Source organism: Streptomyces sp. NPDC013317, assembly GCF_055563155.1.
This window is the reverse complement of the sequence record NZ_JBVHDX010000010.1, coordinates 74,219-98,686: the sequence shown is the minus strand read 5'-3', so window position 1 is coordinate 98,686 and position 24,468 is coordinate 74,219. Positions and strand designations below refer to the sequence as shown.

The 24,468-nt window shown below is 73.8% G+C and carries 23 protein-coding genes; 14 read left to right on the top strand and 9 right to left on the bottom strand.

Going from position 1 to position 24,468, the window contains the following annotated elements:
• Positions 1-47: 47 nt before the first annotated feature.
• From ACZ3IJ_RS24960 to ACZ3IJ_RS24945, 4 genes are all read left to right on the top strand, one after another.
• The gene (locus tag ACZ3IJ_RS24960) at positions 48-2,039 is read left to right on the top strand and encodes a prolyl oligopeptidase family serine peptidase (RefSeq protein WP_467471623.1); all 1,992 of its coding nucleotides are present in this window, start codon (positions 48-50) and stop codon (positions 2,037-2,039) included.
• On the top strand, positions 2,036-2,968 hold the full coding sequence (locus tag ACZ3IJ_RS24955; RefSeq protein WP_467471622.1) for a S66 peptidase family protein: 933 nt from the start codon (positions 2,036-2,038) through the stop codon (positions 2,966-2,968). Before ACZ3IJ_RS24960 ends, ACZ3IJ_RS24955 begins: the two co-directional genes overlap by 4 nt.
• A 132-nt stretch (positions 2,969-3,100) precedes the next feature.
• On the top strand, positions 3,101-4,870 hold the full coding sequence (locus ACZ3IJ_RS24950) for a CocE/NonD family hydrolase (RefSeq protein WP_467471903.1): 1,770 nt from the start codon (positions 3,101-3,103) through the stop codon (positions 4,868-4,870).
• Between the two features lie 153 nt (positions 4,871-5,023).
• Complete coding sequence (locus ACZ3IJ_RS24945; RefSeq protein WP_467471621.1) at positions 5,024-5,749, top strand: GNAT family N-acetyltransferase; 726 nt, start codon at positions 5,024-5,026, stop codon at positions 5,747-5,749.
• Positions 5,750-5,821: 72 nt separating this feature from the next.
• On the opposite strand, the gene ACZ3IJ_RS24940 is transcribed toward ACZ3IJ_RS24945, so the two are convergent.
• Positions 5,822-6,934, bottom strand: coding sequence for an adenosine deaminase (locus ACZ3IJ_RS24940; RefSeq protein ID WP_467471619.1), 1,113 nt, complete (start codon positions 6,932-6,934; stop codon positions 5,822-5,824).
• Between the two features lie 66 nt (positions 6,935-7,000).
• Positions 7,001-7,750, bottom strand: coding sequence for a GntR family transcriptional regulator (locus ACZ3IJ_RS24935; RefSeq protein ID WP_467471618.1), 750 nt, complete (start codon positions 7,748-7,750; stop codon positions 7,001-7,003).
• Positions 7,751-7,907: 157 nt separating this feature from the next.
• Here ACZ3IJ_RS24935 and ACZ3IJ_RS24930 point away from each other — a divergent pair, with 157 nt between their 5' ends.
• The 3 genes from ACZ3IJ_RS24930 to ACZ3IJ_RS24920 all read left to right on the top strand — a co-directional run bounded on the left by ACZ3IJ_RS24930 (position 7,908) and on the right by ACZ3IJ_RS24920 (position 10,666).
• A complete protein-coding gene (locus tag ACZ3IJ_RS24930) occupies positions 7,908-9,344 on the top strand; it encodes an MFS transporter (RefSeq protein WP_467471616.1) in 1,437 nt (478 codons plus the stop codon).
• 279 nt (positions 9,345-9,623) lie between these two features.
• Complete coding sequence (locus ACZ3IJ_RS24925; protein WP_467471615.1) at positions 9,624-9,977, top strand: hypothetical protein; 354 nt, start codon at positions 9,624-9,626, stop codon at positions 9,975-9,977.
• Positions 9,978-10,123: 146 nt separating this feature from the next.
• Positions 10,124-10,666, top strand: a complete 543-nt coding sequence (locus tag ACZ3IJ_RS24920) for a GNAT family N-acetyltransferase (RefSeq protein ID WP_467471613.1) — start codon at positions 10,124-10,126, stop codon at positions 10,664-10,666.
• Here the strand turns inward: ACZ3IJ_RS24920 and ACZ3IJ_RS24915 are convergent.
• A complete protein-coding gene (locus tag ACZ3IJ_RS24915; RefSeq protein WP_467471611.1) occupies positions 10,650-10,982 on the bottom strand; it encodes a DUF6204 family protein in 333 nt (110 codons plus the stop codon). The genes ACZ3IJ_RS24920 and ACZ3IJ_RS24915 overlap by 17 nt on opposite strands.
• A 101-nt stretch (positions 10,983-11,083) precedes the next feature.
• Here ACZ3IJ_RS24915 and ACZ3IJ_RS24910 point away from each other — a divergent pair, with 101 nt between their 5' ends.
• A complete protein-coding gene (locus ACZ3IJ_RS24910; protein WP_467471609.1) occupies positions 11,084-11,989 on the top strand; it encodes an arginase family protein in 906 nt (301 codons plus the stop codon).
• A gap of 49 nt (positions 11,990-12,038) precedes the next feature.
• The gene (locus ACZ3IJ_RS24905; protein WP_467471607.1) at positions 12,039-13,982 is read left to right on the top strand and encodes a DUF5107 domain-containing protein; all 1,944 of its coding nucleotides are present in this window, start codon (positions 12,039-12,041) and stop codon (positions 13,980-13,982) included.
• Between the two features lie 51 nt (positions 13,983-14,033).
• Here ACZ3IJ_RS24905 and ACZ3IJ_RS24900 read toward each other — a convergent pair whose 3' ends face one another.
• Positions 14,034-15,422 (bottom strand): FAD-binding protein, encoded by a 1,389-nt coding sequence (locus ACZ3IJ_RS24900; RefSeq protein ID WP_467471605.1) that lies wholly within the window; start codon positions 15,420-15,422, stop codon positions 14,034-14,036.
• A 149-nt stretch (positions 15,423-15,571) separates the two neighbouring features.
• On the opposite strand from ACZ3IJ_RS24900, the gene ACZ3IJ_RS24895 reads away from it, so the two are divergent.
• A complete protein-coding gene (locus ACZ3IJ_RS24895) occupies positions 15,572-15,781 on the top strand; it encodes a helix-turn-helix domain-containing protein (protein ID WP_315894318.1) in 210 nt (69 codons plus the stop codon).
• On the top strand, positions 15,781-16,338 hold the full coding sequence (locus ACZ3IJ_RS24890) for a Clp protease N-terminal domain-containing protein (protein ID WP_467471604.1): 558 nt from the start codon (positions 15,781-15,783) through the stop codon (positions 16,336-16,338). Before ACZ3IJ_RS24895 ends, ACZ3IJ_RS24890 begins: the two co-directional genes overlap by 1 nt.
• 79 nt (positions 16,339-16,417) lie before the next feature.
• On the opposite strand, the gene ACZ3IJ_RS24885 is transcribed toward ACZ3IJ_RS24890, so the two are convergent.
• The 3 genes from ACZ3IJ_RS24885 to ACZ3IJ_RS24875 all read right to left on the bottom strand — a co-directional run bounded on the left by ACZ3IJ_RS24885 (position 16,418) and on the right by ACZ3IJ_RS24875 (position 18,240).
• Positions 16,418-16,765, bottom strand: coding sequence for a VOC family protein (locus ACZ3IJ_RS24885; RefSeq protein ID WP_383166508.1), 348 nt, complete (start codon positions 16,763-16,765; stop codon positions 16,418-16,420).
• A gap of 21 nt (positions 16,766-16,786) precedes the next feature.
• Positions 16,787-17,623, bottom strand: coding sequence for a methyltransferase domain-containing protein (locus ACZ3IJ_RS24880; protein ID WP_467471601.1), 837 nt, complete (start codon positions 17,621-17,623; stop codon positions 16,787-16,789).
• Positions 17,624-17,721: 98 nt separating this feature from the next.
• Positions 17,722-18,240, bottom strand: a complete 519-nt coding sequence (locus tag ACZ3IJ_RS24875; RefSeq protein WP_467471600.1) for a GNAT family N-acetyltransferase — start codon at positions 18,238-18,240, stop codon at positions 17,722-17,724.
• Positions 18,241-18,377: 137 nt separating this feature from the next.
• On the opposite strand from ACZ3IJ_RS24875, the gene ACZ3IJ_RS24870 reads away from it, so the two are divergent.
• The 3 genes from ACZ3IJ_RS24870 (at position 18,378) to ACZ3IJ_RS24860 (ending at position 22,926) form a co-directional block, all read left to right on the top strand.
• Entirely contained in the window at positions 18,378-20,228 is a 1,851-nt protein-coding gene (locus ACZ3IJ_RS24870; protein WP_467471598.1) for a transketolase, read from the top strand.
• A gap of 300 nt (positions 20,229-20,528) precedes the next feature.
• Entirely contained in the window at positions 20,529-21,761 is a 1,233-nt protein-coding gene (locus ACZ3IJ_RS24865) for an aminotransferase class I/II-fold pyridoxal phosphate-dependent enzyme (RefSeq protein ID WP_467471596.1), read from the top strand.
• 40 nt (positions 21,762-21,801) lie between these two features.
• Complete coding sequence (locus tag ACZ3IJ_RS24860) at positions 21,802-22,926, top strand: MBL fold metallo-hydrolase (protein ID WP_467471594.1); 1,125 nt, start codon at positions 21,802-21,804, stop codon at positions 22,924-22,926.
• Here ACZ3IJ_RS24860 and ACZ3IJ_RS24855 read toward each other — a convergent pair.
• Positions 22,906-23,580, bottom strand: a complete 675-nt coding sequence (locus tag ACZ3IJ_RS24855) for a DedA family protein (protein ID WP_467471592.1) — start codon at positions 23,578-23,580, stop codon at positions 22,906-22,908. The genes ACZ3IJ_RS24860 and ACZ3IJ_RS24855 overlap by 21 nt on opposite strands.
• Positions 23,577-24,350 (bottom strand): MBL fold metallo-hydrolase, encoded by a 774-nt coding sequence (locus ACZ3IJ_RS24850; RefSeq protein WP_467471902.1) that lies wholly within the window; start codon positions 24,348-24,350, stop codon positions 23,577-23,579. The genes ACZ3IJ_RS24855 and ACZ3IJ_RS24850 overlap by 4 nt, the downstream gene beginning before the upstream one ends.
• Between the last annotated feature and the right edge of the window lie 118 nt (positions 24,351-24,468).

The window sequence follows — 24,468 nt, the reverse complement described above, 5'->3', positions numbered from 1 at the left end:
TCGACCGCGTCACATCACGTCCGCGTATCCGCGTAAAGGAAGTCGCGATGGTCCCCACGGGCGCCTACGGCACCTGGCCCTCCCCGATCGACGCCCCGCTGGCCGCCCGCCACGACGGCCGGCCCGAGTACGTCGGCGTCGTCGGCGACGAGGTGTGGTGGACCGCGCCCCGCCCCACCGAGGGCGGCCGCCGCGCGCTCGTACGCCGACGGGCCGACGGCACCGAGGAGTCGGTCCTCCCCGCCCCCTGGAACGTCCGCAGCCGGGTGATCGAGTACGGCGGACAGCCCTGGGCGGGCCTGGCGCGCGAGGACGGCGGACCGCTCGTCGTGTTCAGCCACTTCGACGACCAGCGGCTCTACGCCTACGAACCCGACGCCGGTACGGAGAGCGGACCCGGCCCCCGCCCCCTCACCCCCGTCTCCGCCGTGGGCGGCGGACTGCGCTGGGTCGACCCCGTGCTCCACCCCGAACGCGGCGAGGTCTGGTGCGTCCTGGAGGAGTTCACCGGCCCCGCACCCACCGACGTGCGCCGCGTGCTCGCCGCCGTACCCCTCGACGGATCGGCGGCCGACGACCGGGCGGCGGTCCGCGAACTCTCCGACGGACGGCACCGGTTCGTCACCGGACCCCGGCTCTCCCCGGACGGGCGGCAGGCCGCCTGGATCGCCTGGGACCATCCCCGGATGCCCTGGGACGGCACGGAGGTGCTCCTCGCCGACATCACCCCCGACGGCGCCCTGCGCGGGGCCCGACCCGTCGCCGGCGGCCCCGAGGAGTCCGTACCGCAGGTCGACTGGACCGCCGACGGGCGGCTGCTGTACGTGAGCGACGGCAGCGGCTGGTGGAACCTCTACCGAGCGGAACCCGGGGGAGAACCGGTCGCGCTCTGCCCCCGCGCCGAGGAGTTCGGCGGACCGCTGTGGAAGATCGGGCTCAGCTGGTTCCAGCCCCTGGCGAACGGCCTCGTCGCCGTCATCCACGGCAAGGGCGCCACCGCACTCGGCATACTCGACCCCGAGAGCGGCGAACTCGTCGACGCCGCCGGCCCCTGGACCGAATGGGCCGCCACCCTCGCCGTGCAGGGCGACCGGGTCGTCGGCGTCGCCGCCAGCCCGCGCAGCGCCTACGAGGTCGTGGAACTCGACACCCGCACCGGGCGGGCCCGGGTGATCGGCTCGGCACACGACGACCCGGTCGACCCGTCGTACTACCCCGAGCCCCAGATCCGCACCTTCACCGGGCCGGACAACCGCGAGATCCACGCCCACGTGTACCCGCCGCACAGCCCCGACCGGATCCCGCCCGGCCAGGAACTGCCGCCCTACGTGGTGTGGGCCCACGGCGGACCGACCGGCCACGCGCCGCTCGTCCTCGACCTGGAGATCGCCTACTTCACCTCGCGCGGCATCGGCGTCGCCGAGGTCAACTACGGCGGCTCCACCGGCTACGGCCGCGCGTACCGCGACCGGCTGCGCGAGCAGTGGGGCGTCGTCGACGTGGAGGACTGCGCCGCCGTCGCCGAGGCGCTCGCCGCCGAGGGCACCGCCGACCCCGCCCGGCTCGCCGTCCGCGGCGGCAGCGCCGGCGGCTGGACCACGGCCGCCTCCCTCGTCACCACCGACGTCTACGCCTGCGGCACGATCATCTACCCCATCCTCGACCTCCTGGGCTGGGCCACGGACGAGACCCACGACTTCGAGTCCCAGTACCTGGAGTCGCTCGTCGGCCCGCTCGCCGACGTGCCCGCCCGGTACCACGAGCGCTCGCCGCTCCACCACGTCGACCGGATCTCCGCGCCGTTCGTGCTGCTCCAGGGTCTCGACGACGTGATCTGCCCGCCGGCCCAGGCCGAGCGGTTCCTCGCGCGGATGGCCGGGCGGGGAATCCCGCACGCCGCACTCACCTTCGAGGGCGAGGGCCACGGCTTCCGCATGGCCGAGACGATGGAGCGGGCCCTGGAGGCCGAACTCTCCCTGTACACACAGACCTTCGGCATCTCCCGATCCGACGTCCCCCTCCTGGAGCTGAAGAAGTGACCGTGACTCCCCTGATCCGGCCCCCGCGACTCCGCCCCGGCGCCCGCGTCGCCGTCGTCGCGCCCAGCGGGCCGGTCCCGGAGGAGCGGCTCGCCGCGGGCCTGGACATCCTGCGCGGCTGGGACCTCGAACCGGTCGTCGCACCCCATGTCCTGGAGGTGCATCCGGAGTTGGGGTACCTCGCCGGCGCGGACGAGAACCGGGCCCGTGACCTCCAGGAGGCCTGGTGCGATCCCGCGGTCTCGGCCGTGATCTGCGCCCGGGGCGGCTACGGCGTCCAGCGGATGGTGGACCTGGTCGACTGGACGGCGATGCGGGCGGCGGGCCCCAAGGTCTTCGTCGGCTACAGCGACGTCACCGTCCTCCACGAGGCGTTCGCCGTCCGCGCCGGGCTCGCCACCCTGCACGGGCCGATGGCCGCCGCGTCCACCTTCCTCAAGGACCCCCGCACCCAGGAGTCCCTGCGGGCCACCCTCTTCGAGCCCGAGTCCGTACGGACCCTCGGCCTGGACACCGCACGCCCGCTGGCCCCCGGCCGGGCCCACGGCGTCACCCTCGGCGGCTGTGTGAGCCTCCTCGCCTCCGACCTCGGCACCCCGCACGCCCGCCCCTCCGCGCGCGACGGGCTGCTGCTCCTGGAGGACGTGGGGGAGGAGCCGTACCGCCTGGACCGGATCCTGACCCAACTGCTCCGCTCCGGATGGCTGGACGGGGTCGCCGGGATCGCCCTGGGCTCCTGGGCGGAGTGCGGCCCCTACGACGAGGTCCGCGCGGTCCTCGCCGACCGGCTCGGCACTCTCGGCGTGCCCGTGGTGGAGGAGCTGGGCTTCGGGCACAGCGAGACGGCGCTCACCCTCCCGCTGGGCGTCCCGGGCGTGCTGGACGCGGAATCCGGGACGCTGACGCTGGACGTGCCGGCGCTCGGCTGACCCTCCCCGACTTTCACCGAATCTCCGTCAGCAACCGCTGTCCGGCGCGTTGACGGGATCTGACACGTGTCACACCATGGGCCCGGTTCGGTACTTACCAGTCGGTATCCTCAGCGTGGAGGCCCCGTGTCCGTGTCCCGTGCGCTACCGCTCTCCCGGAAACTCCTCGCTCTGGCCGCGAGTTCGGCGCTCGCCGCGCCGCTCGCCCTCGCCGGCCCCGCCAGCGGCGCCGAGCCGGCGCCGTACACCGTCACCCCGCTGACCTTCACCGTCGAGGCGGGCGGGCGGACCTGCGCGGTCGACGCCGATCTCTACCGGCCCGCCGGTGTCGACGCCGGGCATCCGGCGCCCGCCGTCCTCGCCACCAACGGCTTCGGTGGGAGCAAGGCCGACGGCTCCACCGACGCCATCGGGAAGGCCTTCGCCGCCCGTGGCTACGTCGGACTCGTCTACTCCGGCCTCGGCTTCGGCGCATCCGGCTGTCTGATCTCCCTCGACGACCCCCGCATCGACGGGCGGGCCGCCACCGCGCTCGTCGACTTCCTCGGCGGCACCCGTGCGGCCGACGACGGCTCCCGCGCGGACTTCGTCACCCGGGACGGCGCCGGCGACCCGCGCGTCGGCATGATCGGCGGTTCCTACGGCGGCGCCGTCCAGCTCGCCGCCGCCTCCGTCGACCGCCGACTCGACGCGCTCGTCCCGCTCATCACCTGGAACGACCTCGCCTACTCGCTCGCTCCCAACGGGGCCGACCGCGACACCCCCGGGGTCTTCAAATGGCAGTGGGCCAACGGCTTCTACCTGATGGGCGAGGGGCAGCCGCTGCTCGTCCCCTCCCTCGACCCCACGCGCGTCAACAGCCTCCGCTGTCTGCACTTCGTCACCGACGCCTGCGACACCGTCCGGCTGCTCAACTCCGGCCGCTACCGCGACGCGGACACCCGGAAGATGCTGGACTTCGCCCGGAGCGTCTCCCCGGTCTCCTACCTCGACCGGGTCGAGGCCCCGACGCTCCTCGTCCAGGGGCAGTCCGACAGCCTCTTCAACCTCAACGAGGCCCAGGACACCTACGATCGGCTCCAGGCGCGCGGTGTCGAGACCAAGATGATCTGGCAGTCGTGGGGACACAGCGGGGGACAGGCGCCCGGTGAACTCGACCTAGCCCAGGGCGATCTGGAGACCAGCTACGTCGGACGGCGCGTCCTCGCCTGGTTCGACCGGTACCTGAGGCGCGACGCGAGCGCCGACACGGGGGCGGAGTTCGCCTACTACCGCTCCTGGCAGAGCGGTTACGGCACGGCGGCCCGGGTGCCGGCCCTCAGTCAGAAGCTCTACCTCTCCGGGGACGGCAAGCTCGTCGACAACCGGGCCAAGGTCGCCCGGGGCTCGCTCGAATACCGCAACCGGCTCGTCCCCACGAGCCACTCGGAGTCCTCGCTCGCCGGGCTGATCGGACTGCCCGACCCCCAGCCGTACGATCTCGCGGGCACCCATCTCGGCTGGACCAGCGCCCCGCTGACGGCCCCCGTCGACGTCGTCGGCTCCCCGAAGGCCACCCTCCGCGTCCTCTCCCCGAGGACCGAGCGCGTCCAGGACTCCGGCGACGCCGCCGACAAGCTGGTGCTCTTCGCCAAGGTGTACGACATCGCCCCGGACGGCAGGAAGACCCTGGTCAACCGGCTCGTGGCGCCGGTACGGGTACCGGACGTCACTCTGCCCTTCACGGTGGAGCTCCCGGGCATCGTGCACCGCTACGAGACCGGTCACCGGCTGGAGTTCGTGATCGCCGCGAGCGACGACGCCTACTCCGGCAACCGGGGCGTCAGGCCCGTGACGGTCACCGCCGCACCCGACGACACGGGCACCCTGGAGCTGCCCGTTGTCAAGGGCCAGGTGAGGTAGCAGCCAGAAGGGTGGATTCACGCGACCTTCGGGTGTTCTTTACCTGTTCTTTTCCCACTCTGCGGGCGGTGGGACGGAGACTGTGCCTCCGCCTTCGCGCCGTGACGTCGGTGCGGGGCGCAGCTCCCTCCTCGCAGAAGGACCGAAGGCCCCGTGCCACTTCCCGTTGTGCTGTCCGGCCGCACCGTACGGCTGGAACCCCTCGCACCACAGCACGCCGCCGCGATCGCCGCGGCCGGCTCCGAGGACCGTACGACGTACGCGTTCACGCCCGTCCCCCACAATCTGGACGCGGCAGAGATCTATATCGAACGTGCCCTGGCCGAACAGGCCGCGGGCCGAGCGCAGCCCTTCGCCGTCGTCAGTACCGCCGACGGGCGGATCGTGGGATCGACGCGGTTCCTGGAGCTGGACTACTGGCAGGGGCCGCTGGTCTGGCCCTCGGTGCCGGGCGTCCCACACGGTGATCCGCTCACCTCCGTCCCGGACGCGGCGGAGATCGGCAACACCTGGCTCTCGCCCCGGGCCCAGGGCACCGGCGTCAACACCGAGGCCAAGCTGCTGATGCTCCGGCACGCCTTCGAGGCGTGGGGCGTCCGCCGGATCTCGATGCGCGCGGACGCCAGGAACCTGCGTTCCCGGGCGGCCATCGAGCGGCTCGGTGCCACCTGCGAGGGCGTGCGCCGGGCCCATTCGCGCGGCCTCGACGGGGCCGTACGGAGCACCGCCTTCTACTCGATCCTGGACGAGGAGTGGCCCGCGGTGCGGGCCCACATCGAGGCGCGGGTCGACCGCGCCACCATGCTCGGCCGCTCCGCCCGCTTCGACGCGGTGCCAGGCCTCGACACGGCGCCCCGAGGACCTCTGGTCCCGGCCTAGGCAGCCGGCGCGCCACAGCGCGAAGAGCCCCCGTCCCGCGCAGGACGGGGGCTCTTCGCGTGGCCCTCGGCGTTACGCGCGAGCCGCGAGCGCCGCGTAGCCGGGGCGGACGACCTCGTCGATCAGCCGCCGCCGCTCCGGCAGCGGCAGGAAGGCCGCGTCGAGCGCCGCGACGGTGAACTCCTCGAAGACCTCCGGGCCGTAGCCGAAGGTGTCCGCCATGTGCTGGAACTCCTCGCTCATGGTGGTGCCCGAGACCAGCCGGTTGTCCGTGTTGAGCGTGATCCGGAAGCCGAGGCGGCGCAGCTCGTCGATCGGGTGAGAGGCGTAGTCCTTGGCCGCGCCCGTCTGGAGGTTGGAGGTCGGGCAGACCTCCAGGGCGATCCGGTTGTCGCGGACGTACGCGGCGAGGTGGCCGAGCGTCCCGTCCTCGGCGATGTCGTCCGTGATCCGCACGCCGTGACCGATCCGCTCGGTGCCGCAGACCTGGACGGCCTCGTGGATCGACTCCGCACCCACGGCCTCGCCGGCGTGGATCGTGAAGTGGCAGTTGTGCCGCTTCAGGTGCTGGAAGGCCGGGAGGTGACGGGCCGGGGGGTTGCCGATCTCGCCGCCGGCGATGTCGAAGCCCGCGACGCCGTTCCCGCGGTGGGCGACCGTGAGCTCCGCGATCTCGAGCGACCGGTCGGTGTGGCGCATGCCGGTGAGGAGCGTACGGACGGTGATGCGGCCGCCGGAGCGGAGCTCGCCCTCACGGAAGCCGTCGTTCACGGCCTCGACGACCTCGTCGAGGGTCAGCCCGGCCGCCAGGTGCTGCTCGGGGGCGTAGCGGATCTCGGCGTACACGACACCGTCCGCCGCCAGGTCCTCGGCGCACTCGGCCGCGATGCGGTGCAGCGCCTCGCGGGTCTGCATCACCGCGCAGGTGTGGGCGAAGGTCTCCAGGTACCGCTCCAGCGAGCCGGAGTCGGCGGCGTCCCGGAACCAGACCGCGAGCGCGGCCGGATCCTCGGTGGGCAGCGCGGTGTAGCCGCACTCCCGGGCCAGTTCGACGATCGTGGCGGGGCGCAGGCCGCCGTCCAGGTGGTCGTGGAGGACGGCCTTCGGCGCGCGGCGGATCCACTCGGCGACGGGTATGGAGACCGGGCTGCTGAGCGGGGCGGCAGGGTTGTCAGACAAGTGCATGGCGCGGAAGTGTACGCCACGCCGGGGGCGGGCCGCTGTGACGGCGGTCGCCCCGGGTGCCGGACCTCAGTTGGACTGGAGCACCGGCAGGGCGGGGGCGCCCGTGGGGAGCATGTGCTTGGCCGCCAGGATCGGGGTGTCCCCGACCCGTACCACCTGGGTGACGAGCACCGCAGGGGTGTCGGCCGGCCGGCCGAGCTGCTCGCCGCGGCGCTGTCCGAGCAGCGTCGCGGTCACGCTGCTGTGCGCTCCGAGCGGCATCCCGCGTGAGGCTCCGGCGAGCACCGCGAGCATCGAGGTCCGCTCCGGCGCGGGCGTCGTGCGCAGCGCCTCGGCGAAGTCGGGATGCGTCGCCTCCAGGACGTCGTCGGCCGCCGCCCACTCCTGGCTGAGCGCGGTCGCCGCACCCTCTCCGGCCAGCAGTGACTCCCAGAAGCGCAGCTCCGCCCTGGCGGGGGCGAGCAGGTGCTGGGTGGTGAAGTCGGTGGGCTCCTCCACCGCCCGGAGCAGGGCGCGGACGCGCAGCGGGGCGCCCGCCCCGATCAGCTCCTCCAGGGGCTGGATGTGCTCGAAGCCGCGGCGCGGCGGGTGGTCGTTGACGGTCCGCCCGACCCCGCGCCGGACGGACAGCAGGCCGTCCTCCTGCAGCAGCAGCAGGGCCTCGCGCAGGGCGGGCCGGCTGACGCCGAGCTCGCCGGCGAGCTTCGGCTCGGAGGGGAGGGTCGAGCCCGGGGGATAGGTGCCGTCGTGGATGGCGTCCGCGATCCGTTCGTAGAGCACCACGACCGGTCGCCGCTGCTGTCCGCCGACTGCCACTGCCCCTCCTCCGCTCGGTTGTCGGCAAGTGAACGGTATTCGGAATCACAGGTCAAAGGGACTTGACGTTTTACGCGCGTAGAACTCACTCTGTCTGGGCGCTGCTTGTCTGACAAGCTCGGTTTCATCGAATGACATCCACGGCAAAGGGGCCCACATGTCAGCCACATCCGACCTCAAGGGCCGCGGGCCCATGCTCCTGGCGATGGTGCTCGCCGTACTCGGGTACCAGATCAACGCCACGATGCTCAGCCCCGCCCTGCCGGATGTCATCGAGCGCCTGGGCACGACCACGGCCGCCGCCGGTCTCTCGCAGACCCTTTTCTTCCTGATGGCGGCCATCGGTCAGGTCACCCTCGCCCGCCTCAGCGACCAGCGCGGCCGCAAGCCGATGATGATCGTCTGCGCCTTCGTCCTGATCGCCGGCAACCTGCTCTGCGTCTTCGCGCCGAACATCGAGATCTTCATCGCGGGCCGCATCCTCCAGGGCATCTCGGCCGCGATGTTCACCCTCGCCTTCCTCACGCTGAACCAGCTGCTCACCCCGGCCGGCTTCGGCAAGGCCGCGGGCATCATCACCGCCGTCAACGGCGGCCTCGCCGGCGTCGACGCCATCGCCGGCGGCCAGATCGCCGACACCATCGGCTTCCGCGGCATCTTCGTCTGCTCCACCGTCATCGCCGTCGCCGGCCTGATCGGCGTCCGGAAGTACGTCCCCGACGTCCCGGCCACCGCCGCCGACGGCCGCTTCGACTCCCGTGGCATCGCCGCCCTCGCGCTCGGACTCACCGGCGTCCTCGTCGGCCTCGCCCAGGGCGGCGCCTGGGGCTGGACCTCCGTCCTCACCCTCGGCTTCCTGCTCGGCGGCCTCGCCTCGCTCGTCTTCTTCGTCGTCTCGCAGAAGACCGCCGCCAACCCGGTCATCGACATCGAGGTCCTGGCCTCGCGCCGCGCCTGGCCGCTGCTGCTCACCACCGTCTGCACCCTGGGCGGCGCCTTCGGTGCCGTCGCGCTGACCATCCCGCTCTTCTCGCAGGACGGCCGGGTCGGGCTCGGCCTCTCCGCCGTGACGGCCGCCGTCCTCTTCCTCACCCCGATCCAGCTGATCGGCGTGATCTCCGCCCCGCTGACCGGGCGCCTCGGCCCGAAGATCGGCTGGCGCAGGATCGTCGTCACCGGCGCCATCGCCAACTTCGCGATCTTCCTCGTCGCCACCTTCTTCCTGCACGACGAGTGGGTCCTCGTCGCCTCGCTCGCGGCCCTCGGCGTGACGTACGGCGGCTTCATGCTGACCGGCCTCAACGGCCTCGCCGTCACCACGGCACCCAAGGACAAGCCCGGCTCGCTCTCCGGCCTCAACGGTGCCTGCTTCGGCATCGGAGCCTCCCTCGGCATCGCCCTCGCCTCCGCGATGATCACCGCGGGCAGCGACGCGGGCGGTCCGACCGAGGCGGGCTACCAGCACGCGATGTACACGGCGCTCGCCCTGCTCGGCATCGGCGTGGTGACCGCGCTGCTCATCCAGCGCCCCGACCCCGCAGAGGCGGCCGAGGCGGACGCCGACGAGCAGCGGCTGGTCCTCGCCCACCACTGACCGGGCACGACGGGAGAGGCCGCACCCTCACCCGTACGGCCCCTTCCACCGCCCCCGTGGGGACCGGATCCCTCCATCCTGGTCCCACGGGGGCGGCCGCGTACGACGGAGGAGAGGTCCGGGTATGAGTCCCACCGAGACAGCGAGCGCCGGCGGCCACCGGCGCTGCGGACCCCTCCCGTGCGGCTGGGTCGCGAGACCGGCCGTGCCCGGTCGCGTCGCGCGGGCGAGCGTGCCGGGCGAGGCGTGCGCCCGCCAGGCGGCGGACCGGCGGCGCTCATGAGGAAGGCGGCGCTCCTGGGCGCGGGCGCCGTCGTCGCGCTCGCGGCCATGGCGGTCGCGTCGGTGGAGGAGGTACCGGCGGAGAAGGCGCCGGGGAGGGACGACCGGCCGATGCCCGAGCTCCTCGGCAGGGGCCTCTGGCGGGTCTTCACCGCCCTCGATCCCCGTACCCGCCTCGACATCCATGACGTCGGCGGTCGCGACCGGCGGGTGCTCTGGCCGCCGAACTGGCAGGTGTGCACGCAGTACCCGACCGAGGGCGCGGTGATCGACGGCCGGACGACGGTCGTGATCGGTGTGGTGAAGAAGGGCGAGAGCTGCCCGGCCCGGGTCACCTCGGCCCGCCGCTGACCCGCCACCGGTCCGGCCGCTGCCTCCGGCCGCCGCTCGGTCCGGCCGCTACCCCTCGCCGCCGCTCGGTCCGGCCGCCGGCCCGTCGCCGCTCCCGCCTGCCGACGCCTCCTGCGCCGGCGATCCCGGCCCCGTAGCCTGAGCCCATGTCCGACGATCTTGGTCAGTACCTCACCGGCGGTCCCCGGGTGGGTCTGCGGCCCTACTCCCTCGACGACGCCGAGGAGTTCACCGCGCGGGTGCGCGAGAGCCGGGAGCTGCACCGGCCCTGGCTCTTCCCGCCCGACCGGCCCGAGACCTTCGCCACCTACGCGAGCACGCTGACCGACGACCCCGCCAAGGCCGGATTCCTCGTGTGCGACCGCGGGGCGGGGGGCGGGATCGCCGGATTCGTCAACATCAACAACATCGTGCTCGGCGCGTTCCTCAGCGGAGCCCTCGGCTACGGGGCCTTCGCGCACGCGGCCGGGCGGGGCCTGATGGGCGAGGCCCTCGGCCTGCTCCTCCCGTACGCCTTCGGCCCGCTGGGCCTCCACCGGCTCGAGGCCAACATCCAGCCCGGCAACGCCGCCTCCCGCGCGCTCGTGCTCCGGGCCGGCTTCCGACTCGAAGGCTTCTCGCCCGCCATGCTCCACATCGACGGTGCCTGGCGGGATCACGAGCGCTGGGCGGTCACCGCTTGTAGTTGATCTTCATGGTGTCCATGTCCGTGACGGTGGACCTCAGCTCGCCGTGGCCGTGCCCGAGTTCCCGCAGCGCCGTCTCCACCCGGTCCTCGGCGATCGCTCCGGCCATCTCCGCGCCGTCCGCCGCGTCCGAGACGACGACCAGGCGGTACGAGAAGTGCTTCAGCGTCCTGTCGTAGGCGAGCGAACCGTCCGGGGTGAACCGCATCGCCGACATCCCGTGCGCGTCGACCTCGGCGAGCAGCCGGGACCGGTTCTCCTCCGAGAGCCCCTCGAACGTGCCGCGCACGATCACCCGATAGGTGTGCTGGGTGGTCATTCTCCTGGTCCTCACGTCGTTGTTCCCGCAGCGCCGTTCCGCGCGGAGCGCGTTCGTCAAAGGCGTTGAAGATCCAGAGTACGGCGGCGAGGATGAGGCGCATGCGGAATATCGTCGCCCTCGACGCACCGTCCAACCTCGGCCTGCGTCCGCCGGTCCCCGGCACCGTCCCCGGCTGTCACAAGCTGGCCGGAGCCCTCCGCGAGAACCGGATCGTCCAGCGGCTCGGCGCCCTGGAGGGCGGCGTGGTCGTCCCGCCGCGCTACGACCGGGGTGACTGGCAGGAGGGCGACGGCGTCTTCAACGCCGCCGCGCTCGCCACGTACACCCGTGCCCTGGCGGACCGCGTCGAGCGCCACGTACGGGCCGGTGACTTCCCGCTCGTCCTCGGCGGCGACTGCTCGATCCAGCTCGGAGCCTCGCTCGCCCTGCGCCGCATCGGACGCTACGGCCTCGCCGCCGTCGACGCCTCCCCCGACTTCCGCCACCCCGGCAACTCCGACGGCGTCGGGGCCGCGGGAGGCGAGGAGCTGGCCCTCGCGACCGGGCGCGGCCAGGCCGACCTCACCGACCTGGAAGGCCTGGGGCCCTACCTCCGAGAGGAGGACGTTCGGCTGTTCGGCATCCGTGACGCGTACCAGGACGATCCCGAACTCGTCGAGCTGCGCGCCCTGAAGGTCCCCGTCGTCACCGTCGCCGACCTCCGCGCCTGGGGCCCGGCCGACCTCGCCGCCGCCACGGTCACGGCGTTCGGGGCCCCGGAGCTCGACGGCTTCTGGGTGCACCTGGACGCCGACGTCCTCGACCCCGCCGTGATGCCGGCCGTCGACAGCCCCGACCCCGAGGGCCTCTTACCCGACGAACTCGTCCCCCTGCTGCGGACCTTGGTCCGCGCCGAGCGCTGCGTCGGGCTCAACGTCACGATCTACGACCCCGATCTCGACCCCGACGGCACCGCCGGAGCGCTGCTCACGGACGTCGTGGTCGCCGCCTTTGCCGAAGCCTGACGGACAGACCCCCTGGTCGGACGCCCGTCCGCCGTGTTCCATGGCCGACATGACGACCGTACGACGTGCCGTACTGACCCTGCCCGCCGCCCCGTTGGGCCCGGACAACCCGCTGCCCGCCCTGCGCACCCTCGACGGGGCCCCGACGGTCGACGCCCGTGCAGCGGAAGGACTGCCGCGCGACATGGCCCGGCAGCTCGGGTACGCACCACTGCGCACCGTGCTGCCCGTCCCGCTCCGGGACGGCTACGGACGCGAGCGCGTGGACACGGAAATCGACGCGATCGTCGTCGAGAACGACCGGCTGCGGGCGACGGTGCTGCCCGGCCTGGGCGGTCGCGTCCACTCCCTGCGCCACAAGCCCAGCGGTCGTGAACTCGTGCACCGCAACCCGGTGTTCCAGCCCGCCGCCTTCGCCCTCAACGGCGCCTGGTTCGCCGGCGGCATCGAGTGGAACATCGGCGCCACCGGCCACACCACCCTCTCCTGCGCGCCGCTGCACGCCGCGATCGTCCCGTCCCCCGACGGCGGGGAGATGCTCCGGCTGTGGGAGTGGGAGCGCCTGCGCGACCTGCCCTTCCAGGTCGACCTGTGGCTTCCCGAGGGCTCCGACTTCCTCCACGTGGGCGTGCGGATCCGCAACCCGCACGAGCGGGCCGTCCCGGTCTACTGGTGGTCCAACACCGCCGTCCCGGAGGCCCGCCGGATCCTCGCCCCCGCCGACGGGGCCTGGTTCCACGGATACGAGCGGGGCCTGCGCCGCGTCGCCGTACCGCGCGGCGAGGACGGCGCGGACCACACCTGTCCGGAGCAAGGCGCCCTGCCCGCCGACTACTTCTACGACCTCGCCGACACGCAGCGGCGATGGATCGCCGCCGCCGACGACAACGGCGCGGGGCTCGTCCAGACGTCGACCGACCTGCTGCGCGGGCGCAAGCTGTTCCGCTGGGGCTCGTCCCGGGGCGGGCGGCGCTGGCAGCGGTGGCTCACGGAACCCGGCGCTCCCGGCTACGCCGAGATACAGGCGGGTCTCGCCCGTACCCAGCTGGAGCACCTGAAACTGGAGGGCGGAGCGGAGTTCAGCTGGCTGGAGGCGTACGGGCCGCTGGCCGCCGAGCCCGGGGCCGTGCACGGAGAGGACTGGGCGGCGGCCCGCGCGGAGGTGGAGCGCGCCCTGGAGTCCGCCCTGCCGCGCGCGGCCGTCGACGCCGCCCACGAGGCGTGGCGGAACGGCCCTGCGGACGCCGAGCCGGAGACGGTGCTCGGCGTCGGATCGGGCTGGGGCGCTCTCGAAGTCCTCTGCTCGGGGCATGAACTGCCCGGTACGCCGTTCCCCGAGTCGACCCTGGGGGAGGAGCAGGAGCCGTGGTTGGAGCTGCTCCGCACCGGCGCCCTGCCGCCGTCGGCCGACGGCGCCGTCCCCGGCCCGCCGCTGGTCGCCGACCACTGGCGGGACATGCTGGAGACGGCTCCCGCCACGGCTCCGACCGAGTACCACCTCGGGCTCGCGCAGTGGCGTGCCGGCGATCTCGCCCAGGCCGTACGGAGCTGGGAGCGCGGGCTCCGGCAGGAGGGCCTGCGCTGGCCCCTGCTCTACTGCCTGGCCGTCGCCGACCGGGACGGCGGACACCCGGCGCGCGCCGCCGAACGGTACGCCGAGGCCTTCGACGCCCTGCCCGCCGAGGCCGACGAGGTGCTGACCGGGGCCCTGGGCCGCGAGGCCCTCACCGCGCTCCTGGCGGCCGGGAGCGTGGCGGGGGCCCGGGCGCTCCGTGACGCCCTGCCGGAGACGGTGCGCGCCCGTGGCGCGTTCCGTCTCCTGGAGGCCCGCCTCCTCCTCGCCGAGGGCAGGAAGGACGAGGCCCGTGCGGTCTTCGACGAGGGCTTCGAGGTGGCGGACCTGGCGGAGGGCGCCGAAGTCCTGGGCGAGGTCTGGTCGTCCCTGACGGACGAGCCGCTGCCGGACTTCTACGAGTTCCGCATGCGTCCCTGACCCTCCGCCGGTCCCGCCGGCCCCCGAAGGTCCCCGCCGTCGTTCTCCCGGTCAGAAGATGTGCTGGCCGGGGGTGAGGACGCCGTCGGGGTCGTAGCGGTGCCGCGCGGCCTCGAACTCGTCCCAGAAGCCGCCGAAGTGGCGCACCCAGTCGTCCCTCGTGAGGGGGACCGACCCGATGGGGTACCAGCAGCCGCCCGCCTCGACCGTGGTGTCGTACTGGCGGCGGTTCGCGGCGACCATCTCCTCGGCGGAGTCCGCACCCGGGGAGGCGGTCCTGAGGATCGAGAAGAGGTAGGCGAGCTCCTCGCCCGGCATGACCGGGAGCGGGGTGCGGCACTTGGCGGTGAGCACCGGATAGAGCAGGATGACCGCGCTCGCTCCGATGGCCTGCGGCTTGAGGCCGGCGAGGGTGTCGGTGACGACGCCGTTCACCGCGGAGGCGGGGAGCAGACCGTCGTACCAGGGGTGGGGGCGTGCCCACTCGCCCATGGCCGTGAGGACGTCCACCGTCTCGGCGAGCCGGTTGACGAAGTCGAGGTACGGGACGTCCCGGGCCTCGACGGAGGCGGCCCCGAGGTCGTCCGTGAGCCGGGCGTCGTCGGCGCTGGTTCCGTCGTGGGAGGCCGCCTCCATCATGTACGTCCAGCCGTCCGGGGTGGGCAGGGCCTGACCGACGAGATAGTCGAACCGTCCTTCGCCGATCAGCTGGGCCTGCCGGGACGTGAGTTCGGCGACGCTTCGGAACATCAGGGTGTGGAGCCGGACCGAGCGGGGCGCGGGGATCAGGGAGAGCGTGGCGCGGGTGATGATCGCGCACTGACCGAGGCCGCCGAGGGCGGCGCGGAAGAGGTCGGGGCGCTCGGCGGGGGAGCAGGTGGCGATCTCTCCCTCTCCGGTCACGACCTGGAGTTCGAGCACGTTGTCGGCCTGCGTGCCGTGGTGGCCGATCTGCCCGCCCAGGCCTCCGGCCGACAGGGTGCCGCCGACGGACAGCTCCAGGTAGTCGGTGAAGGCCGGCGGGGTGAGGCCGCGGGCCAGGGAGGCCCTGACCACGGAGCTCCAGAGCGCCCCGGCCTGGACCACGGCCGTGTCGTCGCGGATCTCGACGGAATCCAGCGAGCCGAGGTCGACGACCAGCCCGGAGGGGACCTGTGCCTGACCGTTGGTCGAGTGTCCCTGGCCGCGGGGGGCGATCTTCAACCCGCGCTGCCGGCAGTGGCGCACCATCGCGGCGACGTCCTCGACCGAGCCGGCTCGGAGGACCGCGGCGGGCGGCCGACGGACCAGGCCGCCGAAGTCGGTGGACGCCGCGTCCAGTGCGGCGGAGTCGAAGCGCAGCTCCCCGTCCAGCGCGGGAACCGCGTCGAAGGGGGCCGGGGCCGCGCCCGCACCGCCGACCGGACCGGGCTGTGGCTCGGGGAGTTGAGGAGGCGTCATGGTGACTCCAGATCGACGTGGTGAAAGGAACTCGGCAGGAGTGCACAGTTCCCTCACAATGTGATCATTTTTCCGCCGAATCGGTCATCGGATTTCTCGAATGTCAACTTCGGTTGACATGGCGGGTCGCGTCAACGTAGGTTGACACCATGACCGATGCGACCGATCTCGCGGCGCGGGCGGGTGACCGGGACCCCCGGGTCGGCCTGCGCGCCGTGTCCGCCCTGAGGCGGCTCCTCGAACAGTTGGAGGCCGTCCAGGTCCGCAGTGCCCGCGCCCAGGGCTGGTCCTGGCAGGAGATCGCGGCCGAGCTGGGTGTGAGCCGTCAGGCCGTGCACAAGAAGTACGGGAGGCATTGATGTTCGAGCGATTCTCGGCAGGGGCCCGGGCCGCGGTGATCGAGGCCGTGGAGCTGGCCCGCCGCGGACGCGCCGCCGCGGTCACCGAGGAGCACCTGCTGCTCGCGCTGCTCGACGCGGAGGGGACCAAGGCGTCCTTCGTGCTCCGGGCCCTCGGTGCGAGCGACCGGCGTGCCTCGCTCGAGGCGGAACTCTCCGTGGCCCATCGGCGGGGCGGCCTGTCGAAGGCCGACATGGAGGCGCTCGCGGGTCTCGGGATCGACGTGCCGGAGATCGTCGCCCGCGTCGAGGAGGCCCACGGCCCAGGTGCCCTCGCCGACGACCGCGAGGGGGGTTCCCGGCGCTTCGGAAGGCCCTCGTTCAGCCGGGAGGCGGCGAGCGTCCTGGAGCGCGCCCTGCGGATCTGCCTGGGCCGGCGCGAGGCGGCGATCGGCGACGAACACCTGCTGCTGGCCCTCACCGCCCGTCCGGGCGTCGTCGCCGAGGTCCTCGCCGACCACGGCATCACCTACGCGGCGGTGGAACGCGCCCTCGGGCAGGGCGCGTCCTCCCCCTGATCCGTACGCGACCGGGCCGCTGTCTCAGTGAAGCCGCTGTCTCAGTGAAGGCGATCGCACGCCGCCCGCTGCGGGCGGCTCAGGACCGCCGGTCGACGTACTCGAAGACCGAACCGTCCGGGTGGACCGCGATCAGGTTGCGGCCCACCGGTGTCGGGACGGGGCCGGCCAGGATCTTGGCGCCCGCCTCCGCCAGCGCGGTGAACGCCGCGTCCACGTCCTGGACGGAGATGGTCGCGGCGACCTTGCGCAGGACCTCCAGCTCCGCCTCAGGACCGCTCATCAGGAGGAAGCAGCCGACGGCCGCCACCGACACCCCGCCCCGCTCGAAGCGCAGGGCGGGAGAGCCGGTGAGCCGCTCGTAGAAGTCCACGGCCGGTTCGAGCTCGTCGACGCAGACACGAAGAGTGGTCCCCAGAATCTCCATGCGGGCGAGCCTAGTTGAGGATCAGGAGACCCGGCAGAGGACCTCGCCGTGCGGGACCATGAACCAGGCGTCCTCCTGTCGGCCCCACTCGCGCCACGCCTCGGAGATCGCGTTCAGCGTGTCCGGCGTCGCGTGGCCGCCCTCCACCACCAGCTTCGCATAGACCGACTCCGTCGTCCGGTCCGCCCACAGCCCGCTCCACCACGCCCGCTCCTCCGGCGTCGCGTAGCACCAGGTGGCGGCCGTCGTCGTGACGTCCGTGAACCCCGCCCGCCGTGCCCAGGAGAACAGCCGCCGCCCGGCGTCCGGTTCGCCGCCGTTGGCCCGTGCGACCCGGTGGTACAGCTCCTGCCAGACCTCCAGGGCGGGCGGCTCCGGGTACCAGGCGAAGGCGGCGTAGTCGCTGTCCCGTGCGGCGACCACACCGCCCGGACGGCAGACGCGCCGCATCTCGCGCAGTGCCCGCACGGGGTCGCCGACGTGCTGCAGTACCTGGTGGGCGTGGACGACGTCGAAGGAGTCGTCCGGGAAGTCCAGGGCGTGGATGTCCGCGACCCTGAACTCCACGTTCTGCACGCCGCGTTCGGCCGCCACGGCACGCGCCTTGTCCAGGACGTCCTCGGCGGCGTCGACCGCGGTCACCCGCCCCGGCGCGACCAGCGCCGCCAGATCCGCGGTGATCGTGCCCGGGCCGCAGCCCACGTCCAGGACGTCCAGGCCGGGCCGCAGCTCGGGCAGCAGATACGCCGCGGAGTTCGCGGCGGTGCGCCAGCTGTGCGAGCGCAGCACCGACTCGTGGTGCCCGTGGGTGTACACGGCGGTCTCGTGAGGACTGGACTCTTCGGCGGCATGCGTCATGACCGGACTCCCTCGTATGAGTGGCTACGGCAACGGTACGCGCATCACCCGTATAGTGAGACCGCAATCTCGCGATGTGGACGACGTTCATGGTCGGCTCAGGTGAACAGGCGCCTCCGATACCGGAGTTCGTCGAGGGTCCGGCCCGCCGTCGTGTCCTGGACGACCGTTCCGTCCGGCCGCCAGCCCGCTCCCTCGTAGAACCGGCGCCCCCGTGCGTTGCCCGCGAGGACCCACAGCGCGGCCTCGCGGAACCCGTCCGCGGCCAGCGCCTCCTCGGACGCGGCGAGGAGGCCCCGGCCCACCCCCGCGCCCCACACCTCCGGGAGCGCGTAGAGCGCCGCGATCTCCCCGGTAATGGCGGCGTCGAGGTCGTCGTCCGGCCACGCCCGGAAGCAGCAGAACCCGACCACCCGTCCACCGCTCTCGGTCGCCACCAGCACCGGCGCGGGCGCGGCCGCCGCCAGCCTGGCCGACCAGACGGCGGCGCGCTCCGCGACGTCCAGACCGTCGAGGTACGGGTGCGGGAGCAGGTCGCGATAGGCCGCCCGCCAGGACCGGACATGGACGTCGGCGATCGCCGCCGCGTCCGCGGGGAGTGCTGCACGGATCGACATGCCCCGCATTCTCGACGAGTGCCGGCGCCCCCGGCGAGCGGATATCCCCGGGCATACGGGGCGCAGGCCTGGGTAGCCGGGCGGTGTGGGACCGCCGGCGGCCGGCCGCCGCCCATGCAGGCCGAGGAAGGCTTTCGATGCGGTACGAAACGATGTCCTCGCTCGCCCAACAGCTCCGTGTCGACGCCGTGCGCGCCACCGACGCGGCCGGCTCCGGCCATCCGACGTCCGCCATGTCGGCCGCCGAGATCGGCGCCGTGCTGCTCACCCGGCATCTGCGCTACGACTTCGACCGCCCCGACCACCCCGGCAACGACCGGCTCGTCCTCTCCAAGGGGCACGCCTCGCCCCTGCTCTACGCCATGTACCGGGCCGCCGGCGTCGTCGGCGAACCGGAGCTGCTGACCTTCCGGCAGGCGGGCAGCCTCCTCGAAGGCCACCCCACGCCCCGGCTGCCCTGGGTCGACGTCGCCACGGGCTCGCTCGGGCAGGGGCTGCCCGTCGGCGTCGGCATGGCGCTCGCGGGGAAGTTCCTCGACCGCGTCCCGTACCAGGTGTGGGTGGTGAGCGGCGACAGCGAGATGGCCGAGGGCTCCGTCTGGGAGGCCGTCGAGCACGCCGCGTACTGCGGTCTCGACAACCTCACCCTGATCGTCGACGTCAACCGGCTCGGCCAGCGCGGCCCCACGCGCCACCAGCACGACCTCGGCGCCTACGCCGGCCGCCTGGAGGCCTTCGGCTGGCACACCGTACGGATCGACGGCCATGACGTGCAGGCCGTCGACGAGGCCCTTCGCGAGGCGCGCGCGACCGTCGGCCGGCCCACGGCCGTCCTTGCCGCCACCCGCAAGGGCCGTGGCGTGGCGGCCGTCGAGAACCGCGAGGGCAAGCACGGCAAGCCCCTCCCCGACGCCGGGGCCGCCATCACCGAGCTCGGCGGGTACCGGGACCTGAGCGTCCGCGTGACCGACCCGCCCGCCGCCCTGGTGTCCCGTCCGGCCCCCGACGGCTCGCCGGACCTCCCGAGGTACGAGCGGGGCGAGAAGGTCGCCACCCGGGACGCCTACGGGCAGGCTCTCGCCGCCCTCGGGCAGGCGCGCGGCGACGTCGTCGCGCTCGACGGCGAGGTCGGCGACTCGACCCGTACCGAGAAGTTCGCCAAGGCGCACCCCGAGCGCTACTTCGAGTGCTGGATCGCCGAACAGCAGCTCGTCGGGGCCGCCGTCGGCCTCCAGGCGCGCGGCTACGTCCCGTACGCCTCGACCTTCGCCGCGTTCCTCACCCGCGCCCACGACTTCATCCGCATGGCCGCCGTGAGCAGGGCCGGGATCAACCTGGTCGGCTCGCACGCGGGTGTCTCGATCGGCCAGGACGGGCCGAGCCAGATGGGACTGGAGGACCTGGCGATGATGCGCTCGGTCCACGGCAGCACAGTCCTCTACCCGTGCGACGCCCACCAGACGGCGCGGCTCGTCGCGACCATGGCCGACCTGGACGGCGTCCGCTACCTGCGCACCACACGCGGCGCCACGCCCGTGGTCTACGGGCCGGACGAGGAGTTCCCGGTCGGCGGGAGCAAGGTGCTCCGCAGTCACGGCGAGGACGACCGGGCGACGATCGTGGCGGCGGGGGTGACCGTGCCGGAGGCACTGAAGGCCGCCGACCGGCTGGAGGACGAGGGGCTGCCGGTGCGGGTGATCGACCTCTACTCGGTCAAGCCCGTCGACACCGCGACCCTCGACGACGCGGCGGGGACGACCGGCTGCGTCCTGACCGTGGAGGACCACCGGCCCGAGGGCGGTCTCGGCGACGCCGTCGCCGAGGCGTACGCCAACGGCCACGGCGGGGTGCCCCGCCTGGCCCGGCTCGCCGTCCGCTCCATGCCCACGTCGGCGACCCCGGAGGAGCAGCTCCATGACGCGGGCATCGACGCGGACGCGATCGTCTCCGCGGTCGAGCTGATGCTCGAACGGGTTCTGGTCCGCTGAGCGCGCACGCGGTCCACGTGGCGCACCCCGCACGGCCCGGCGCTCACCCGAACGGCCCTGCGCGTCCCCACCGGGGACGGTGCCCCGGCCTCCCGGGGCGGCGGGACGGAGCCTCCGGCAGCCCAGCCCCCGGCCGGGCGGCGCCCGACCCCGCACCCGCTCCCGTGTCCCCTCCCGTGTCCGCGGCCATGGCCGAGGCCGGGTCGGTGCCCTCTGGAGCGGCGAACCCCCGTCAACCTTCGTATAAAGGGCATTGAGGCGCCGTACGGGGCGGCGGCCGGTGTTCGGGAGGTGCGGGAGATGCGGCAGACGGCCCCGGAAGGGCGCGGCCCGGTGCGCTACGGACCACCCGCCCCGGAGCCCGGTCTGCCCGTGCTGCCCGGGCTCGCCGCGATCCTGGCCGCCGCCGCGGGGCGCACCGCCGTCGAACCGCCCGGCGGCGGGCCCGTGCTCCGCGAGGCCGCGAGCGGCTACTGGTGGCGGCGCGGCCTGCGGACCCACGCCGAGGACGTCGTCGCCGCGCCCGGTGCCCAGCCCCTCATGCTCGCCCTGATCGCCGCCCACGGCGGCGACATCCTGCTGCCCCGGCCCTGTCCCGCCTGGTGGACCCCGCAGGCCCGGCTCCTCGGCCGCCCCGCCTACCACGTGCCCACCCCCGCCGAATGCGGCGGCGTGCCGGACCCGTACGCCCTCCTCGAAACCGTCCGGAGGGTCCGCGCGGAGGGGGGCCGGCCACGGCTGCTGCTGCTCTCCGTCGCCGACGACCCCACCGCCACCGTCGCCCCGCCCGAGCTGGTCCGCGAGGCGTGCGAGGCCGCCGTCGCCGAGGGGCTGCACATCATCAGTGACGAGACCTGGCGCGACACCCTGCACCGCCGCCACGACACCGTGGTCCTCAGCCCCGCCGAGATGTGTCCCGACGACGTGACCGTCCTGTACGACCTGGCCGGCGCCCTCGCCCCGGCCGCCTGGCCCTGCGCCGTGGCCCGCTTCCCGCCCACCGGCCCCGACCGTGCGGACCGGTACACCGACCCGCGCGCCCGCACCCTGGACATCCTCACCGCGCTCGGCGCCTTCGTCGCCGGACCCGTCGCCCCCGCCGCCGCCCACGCGCTCGACGAACCGGAGGAGGTCGCCGTACGGGCTTCCCTCGCCGCGGCCCTCTACGCACGCGTGGGCACCGCCGCCCACCGCGCCGTCCTCGGCGCGGGCGCCCTCGCCAGGCCGCCCCAGGCCGGCCGGCACCTCTACGCGGACCTGGGACCGCTGCGGTCCGGGCTCGCCGCGCGGGGCGTCACCGACTCCATGGAGCTGGAGAACCACCTCGGCCGGCGGCTCGGCACCCCCGTCCCCGGCGGCCACCGCTTCGGCGACGAACTCGGCGCGCTGCGGGTGCGTTTCGACACCGGCGCCTTCCTCGGCTCGACCGAGGAGGAGCTGACGGAGGCCCTAACCTCCGCGAACCCGGTGGAACTGCCTCACGTGGAAAGCGCGTTGAGGTCGTTCGGAGAGGCTCTGGAGGAACTCCGGTGACACGACCGTCCCGACGAACCGCGTAGAACGGAGCCCGCAGATGACGGAACGGACGGCACGGCCCACGCAGGCCCCGCACTCCGTACGCGACGGCCGGACCACCACCGCTCACGCGACCACCCCCACACCCGCCGAGACCTCCACACCCGTCTCGCCCTCTCCCCCCGCGCCCACCCCCACCCCCGCGCCCCTTCCGTCCCCGGTCCTCCAGCCCCTCGGCCGGATCCGGACCGACTGGCCCCGCTCCTTCGTCGAGCGCCTCACCGCCCCGCTCCCCGGCGTCCGCGCCATGGCCCGGCTCGCCCGCGAAGGCGCCGTGCGCCCCGACGCCGACGGACTCCGCGACATCCCGCTGCTGCCCTTCGCCCCCGGCCCGCTGCCCGACGCGGGCCCCGACACCCTCGCCGTCACCTGGGCGGGCCACGCGAGCTGGATCCTGCGCGTCGGCGGCCTCACCGTGCTCACCGACCCCGTCTGGTCCCGCCGCATCCTCGGCACCCCCGCCCGGATCACCCCCGTCGGGGTCCGCTGGGAGGACCTGCCGCCCGTGGACGCCGTCGTCATCAGCCACAACCACTTCGACCACCTCGACGCCCCCACCCTCCAGCGGCTGCCCAAGGACACGCCCGTCTTCGTCCCCGCCGGTCTCGGCCGCTGGTTCCTGCGCCGCCGGTTCAGCCGCGTCACCGAGCTCGACTGGTGGGAGGCGGCCGAACTCGACGGCGTACGGATCGAGTTCGTCCCCGCGCACCACTGGTCCAAGCGGACCCTCCGGGACACCTGCCGCTCGCTGTGGGGCGGCTGGGTGCTCACCGACCGCGCCGGGCACACGGTGTACTTCGCCGGAGACACCGGCTACGGCCACTGGTTCGCCGAGATCGGCGCCCGGCACCCCGGGCTCGACCTCGCCCTGCTCCCGATCGGCGCCTACGACCCGCGCTGGTGGCTCAGCGACGTCCACACCGACCCCGAGGAGGCCGTCCGGGCCTTCCAGGACCTCGGCGCCCGCCGGATGGCGCCCATGCACTGGGCGACGTTCGTGCTCTCCTCCGAGCCGGTCCTGGAACCGCTCACCCGGGTCAGAGCCGCCTGGGAGCGGGCCGGGCTGCCCCGCGAGGACCTCTGGGACCTCCCGGTCGGCGGCTCACGCGTGCTCGTTCCCTGACCCGCCGCCCCGCCCGGAACCCCGTACCCGATGCCCCGCTTCCCGTACCCGCCGCCACAGCGCCGGAGCCAGGCTGATCAGGACCGTGAGCGCCACCGCCGCAAGCACGCCCTGCCACGGCTCCGGAAACAGCGAGCCGCCCAGGATGCCGATCAGCCCGTACGTCGCCGCCCAGGCCAGGCAGGCCGGCAGGTCCCCGCGTACGAACCTCCGCAGCGGCACCTCCGCGAGGAGGCACGCCAGCATCACCGGGATCCGGCCCGCGGGAATCAGACGGGACAGCACGAGCACCGACACCTGATGCGTGTCGAGCTTCTCCTGCGCCTGTGCGAGCCGGTCGGGGGCCGCCCGCCCCCGCAGCACCGACAGCCACCGGGAGCCGTTCTTCGAACGGACCCCGCGCTGCCCCAGCCAGTACAGCGCCACATCCCCCAGGAGCGCGGCCGAGGCCGACACCAGGAAGACGACGAGCAGGGTGAGGGGAGCCGTCTGATGGAAGGCGACCACCGCCGCAGAGCTGACGATCGCCCCTGTCGGCACGACCGGCACCAGCGCCCCGAGCGCCACGAGCAGGAAGAGCGAGGGGTAGCCGACCGCGTGCTGGGTCGACTCGGTCGGCAGGTCGCCCGCCGCGCGCAGCAGAGCGTCGATCACCGGGCGACCTCGGGCCGTACGCGCTCGCCGTGTCCGAGCAGATGCACCGCCACCTTCGGCGCGAGCCGCGCCGCGTGCCGCACGAACTCGTCGCCCGGCGCGTGGAACTCGTGCGGTCGCACGGCGTCCATCCCGATCGGCCAGTACGTGCCGTAGTGCACCGGGACCGCCGCCGCCGGGCACAGCTCCGCGAGCGCCCGCGCCGCGCGCCCCGCGTCCAGATGTCCGTGCCCCAGATACGGTCCCCAGCCGCCGACCGGCAGCAGCGCCACGTCCACCGGCCCGACCGCCTCCGCCATCCCGTCGAAGAGTCCGGTGTCACCGGCGAAGTACGTCCGCGCCTCGCCCTCGACGACATACCCGAGCGCGGGGGCGCGGTGCGGCCCGACGGGCAGGCGCCGCCCGTCGTGCAGCGCCGGTACGGCCCGTACCGTCACGCCCGCCACCGTCACCGAGTCACCGGGGCCGACCTCCGTCAGCCGCAGCCCCCGCCCGTGGAGCCGGCGCAGGCCCGCCACCGACGCGGGCGCACCCCGGGGCACGATCAGCCGCGTCCCGGGCGTCAGGCGGGCGAGCGACGGCAGATGCAGATGGTCGGCGTGCAGATGGGAGACGAGCACCGCCTCGGCGCGCCCGGCCTCGGGCGGCGGCAGCGCGCCGCGCCTGCGCCGCAGATGCGCCAGCCGGCGGGCGAAGAGCGGATCGGTGAGGAAGCGGACCCCGGAGTCCTCGACCGTGCAGGTGGCATGACCCCACCAGGTGACCTCCACCGGCCCGCCGCCCTTCCGCTCGGCACTCCACTTGTCACGAGGGTAGTTCTCCGAAGCGGGCGGCGCGGGGCGTCTACGGTGGTTCGCGGGGGTAGCCATCCGTCAGCACGGGGATGGG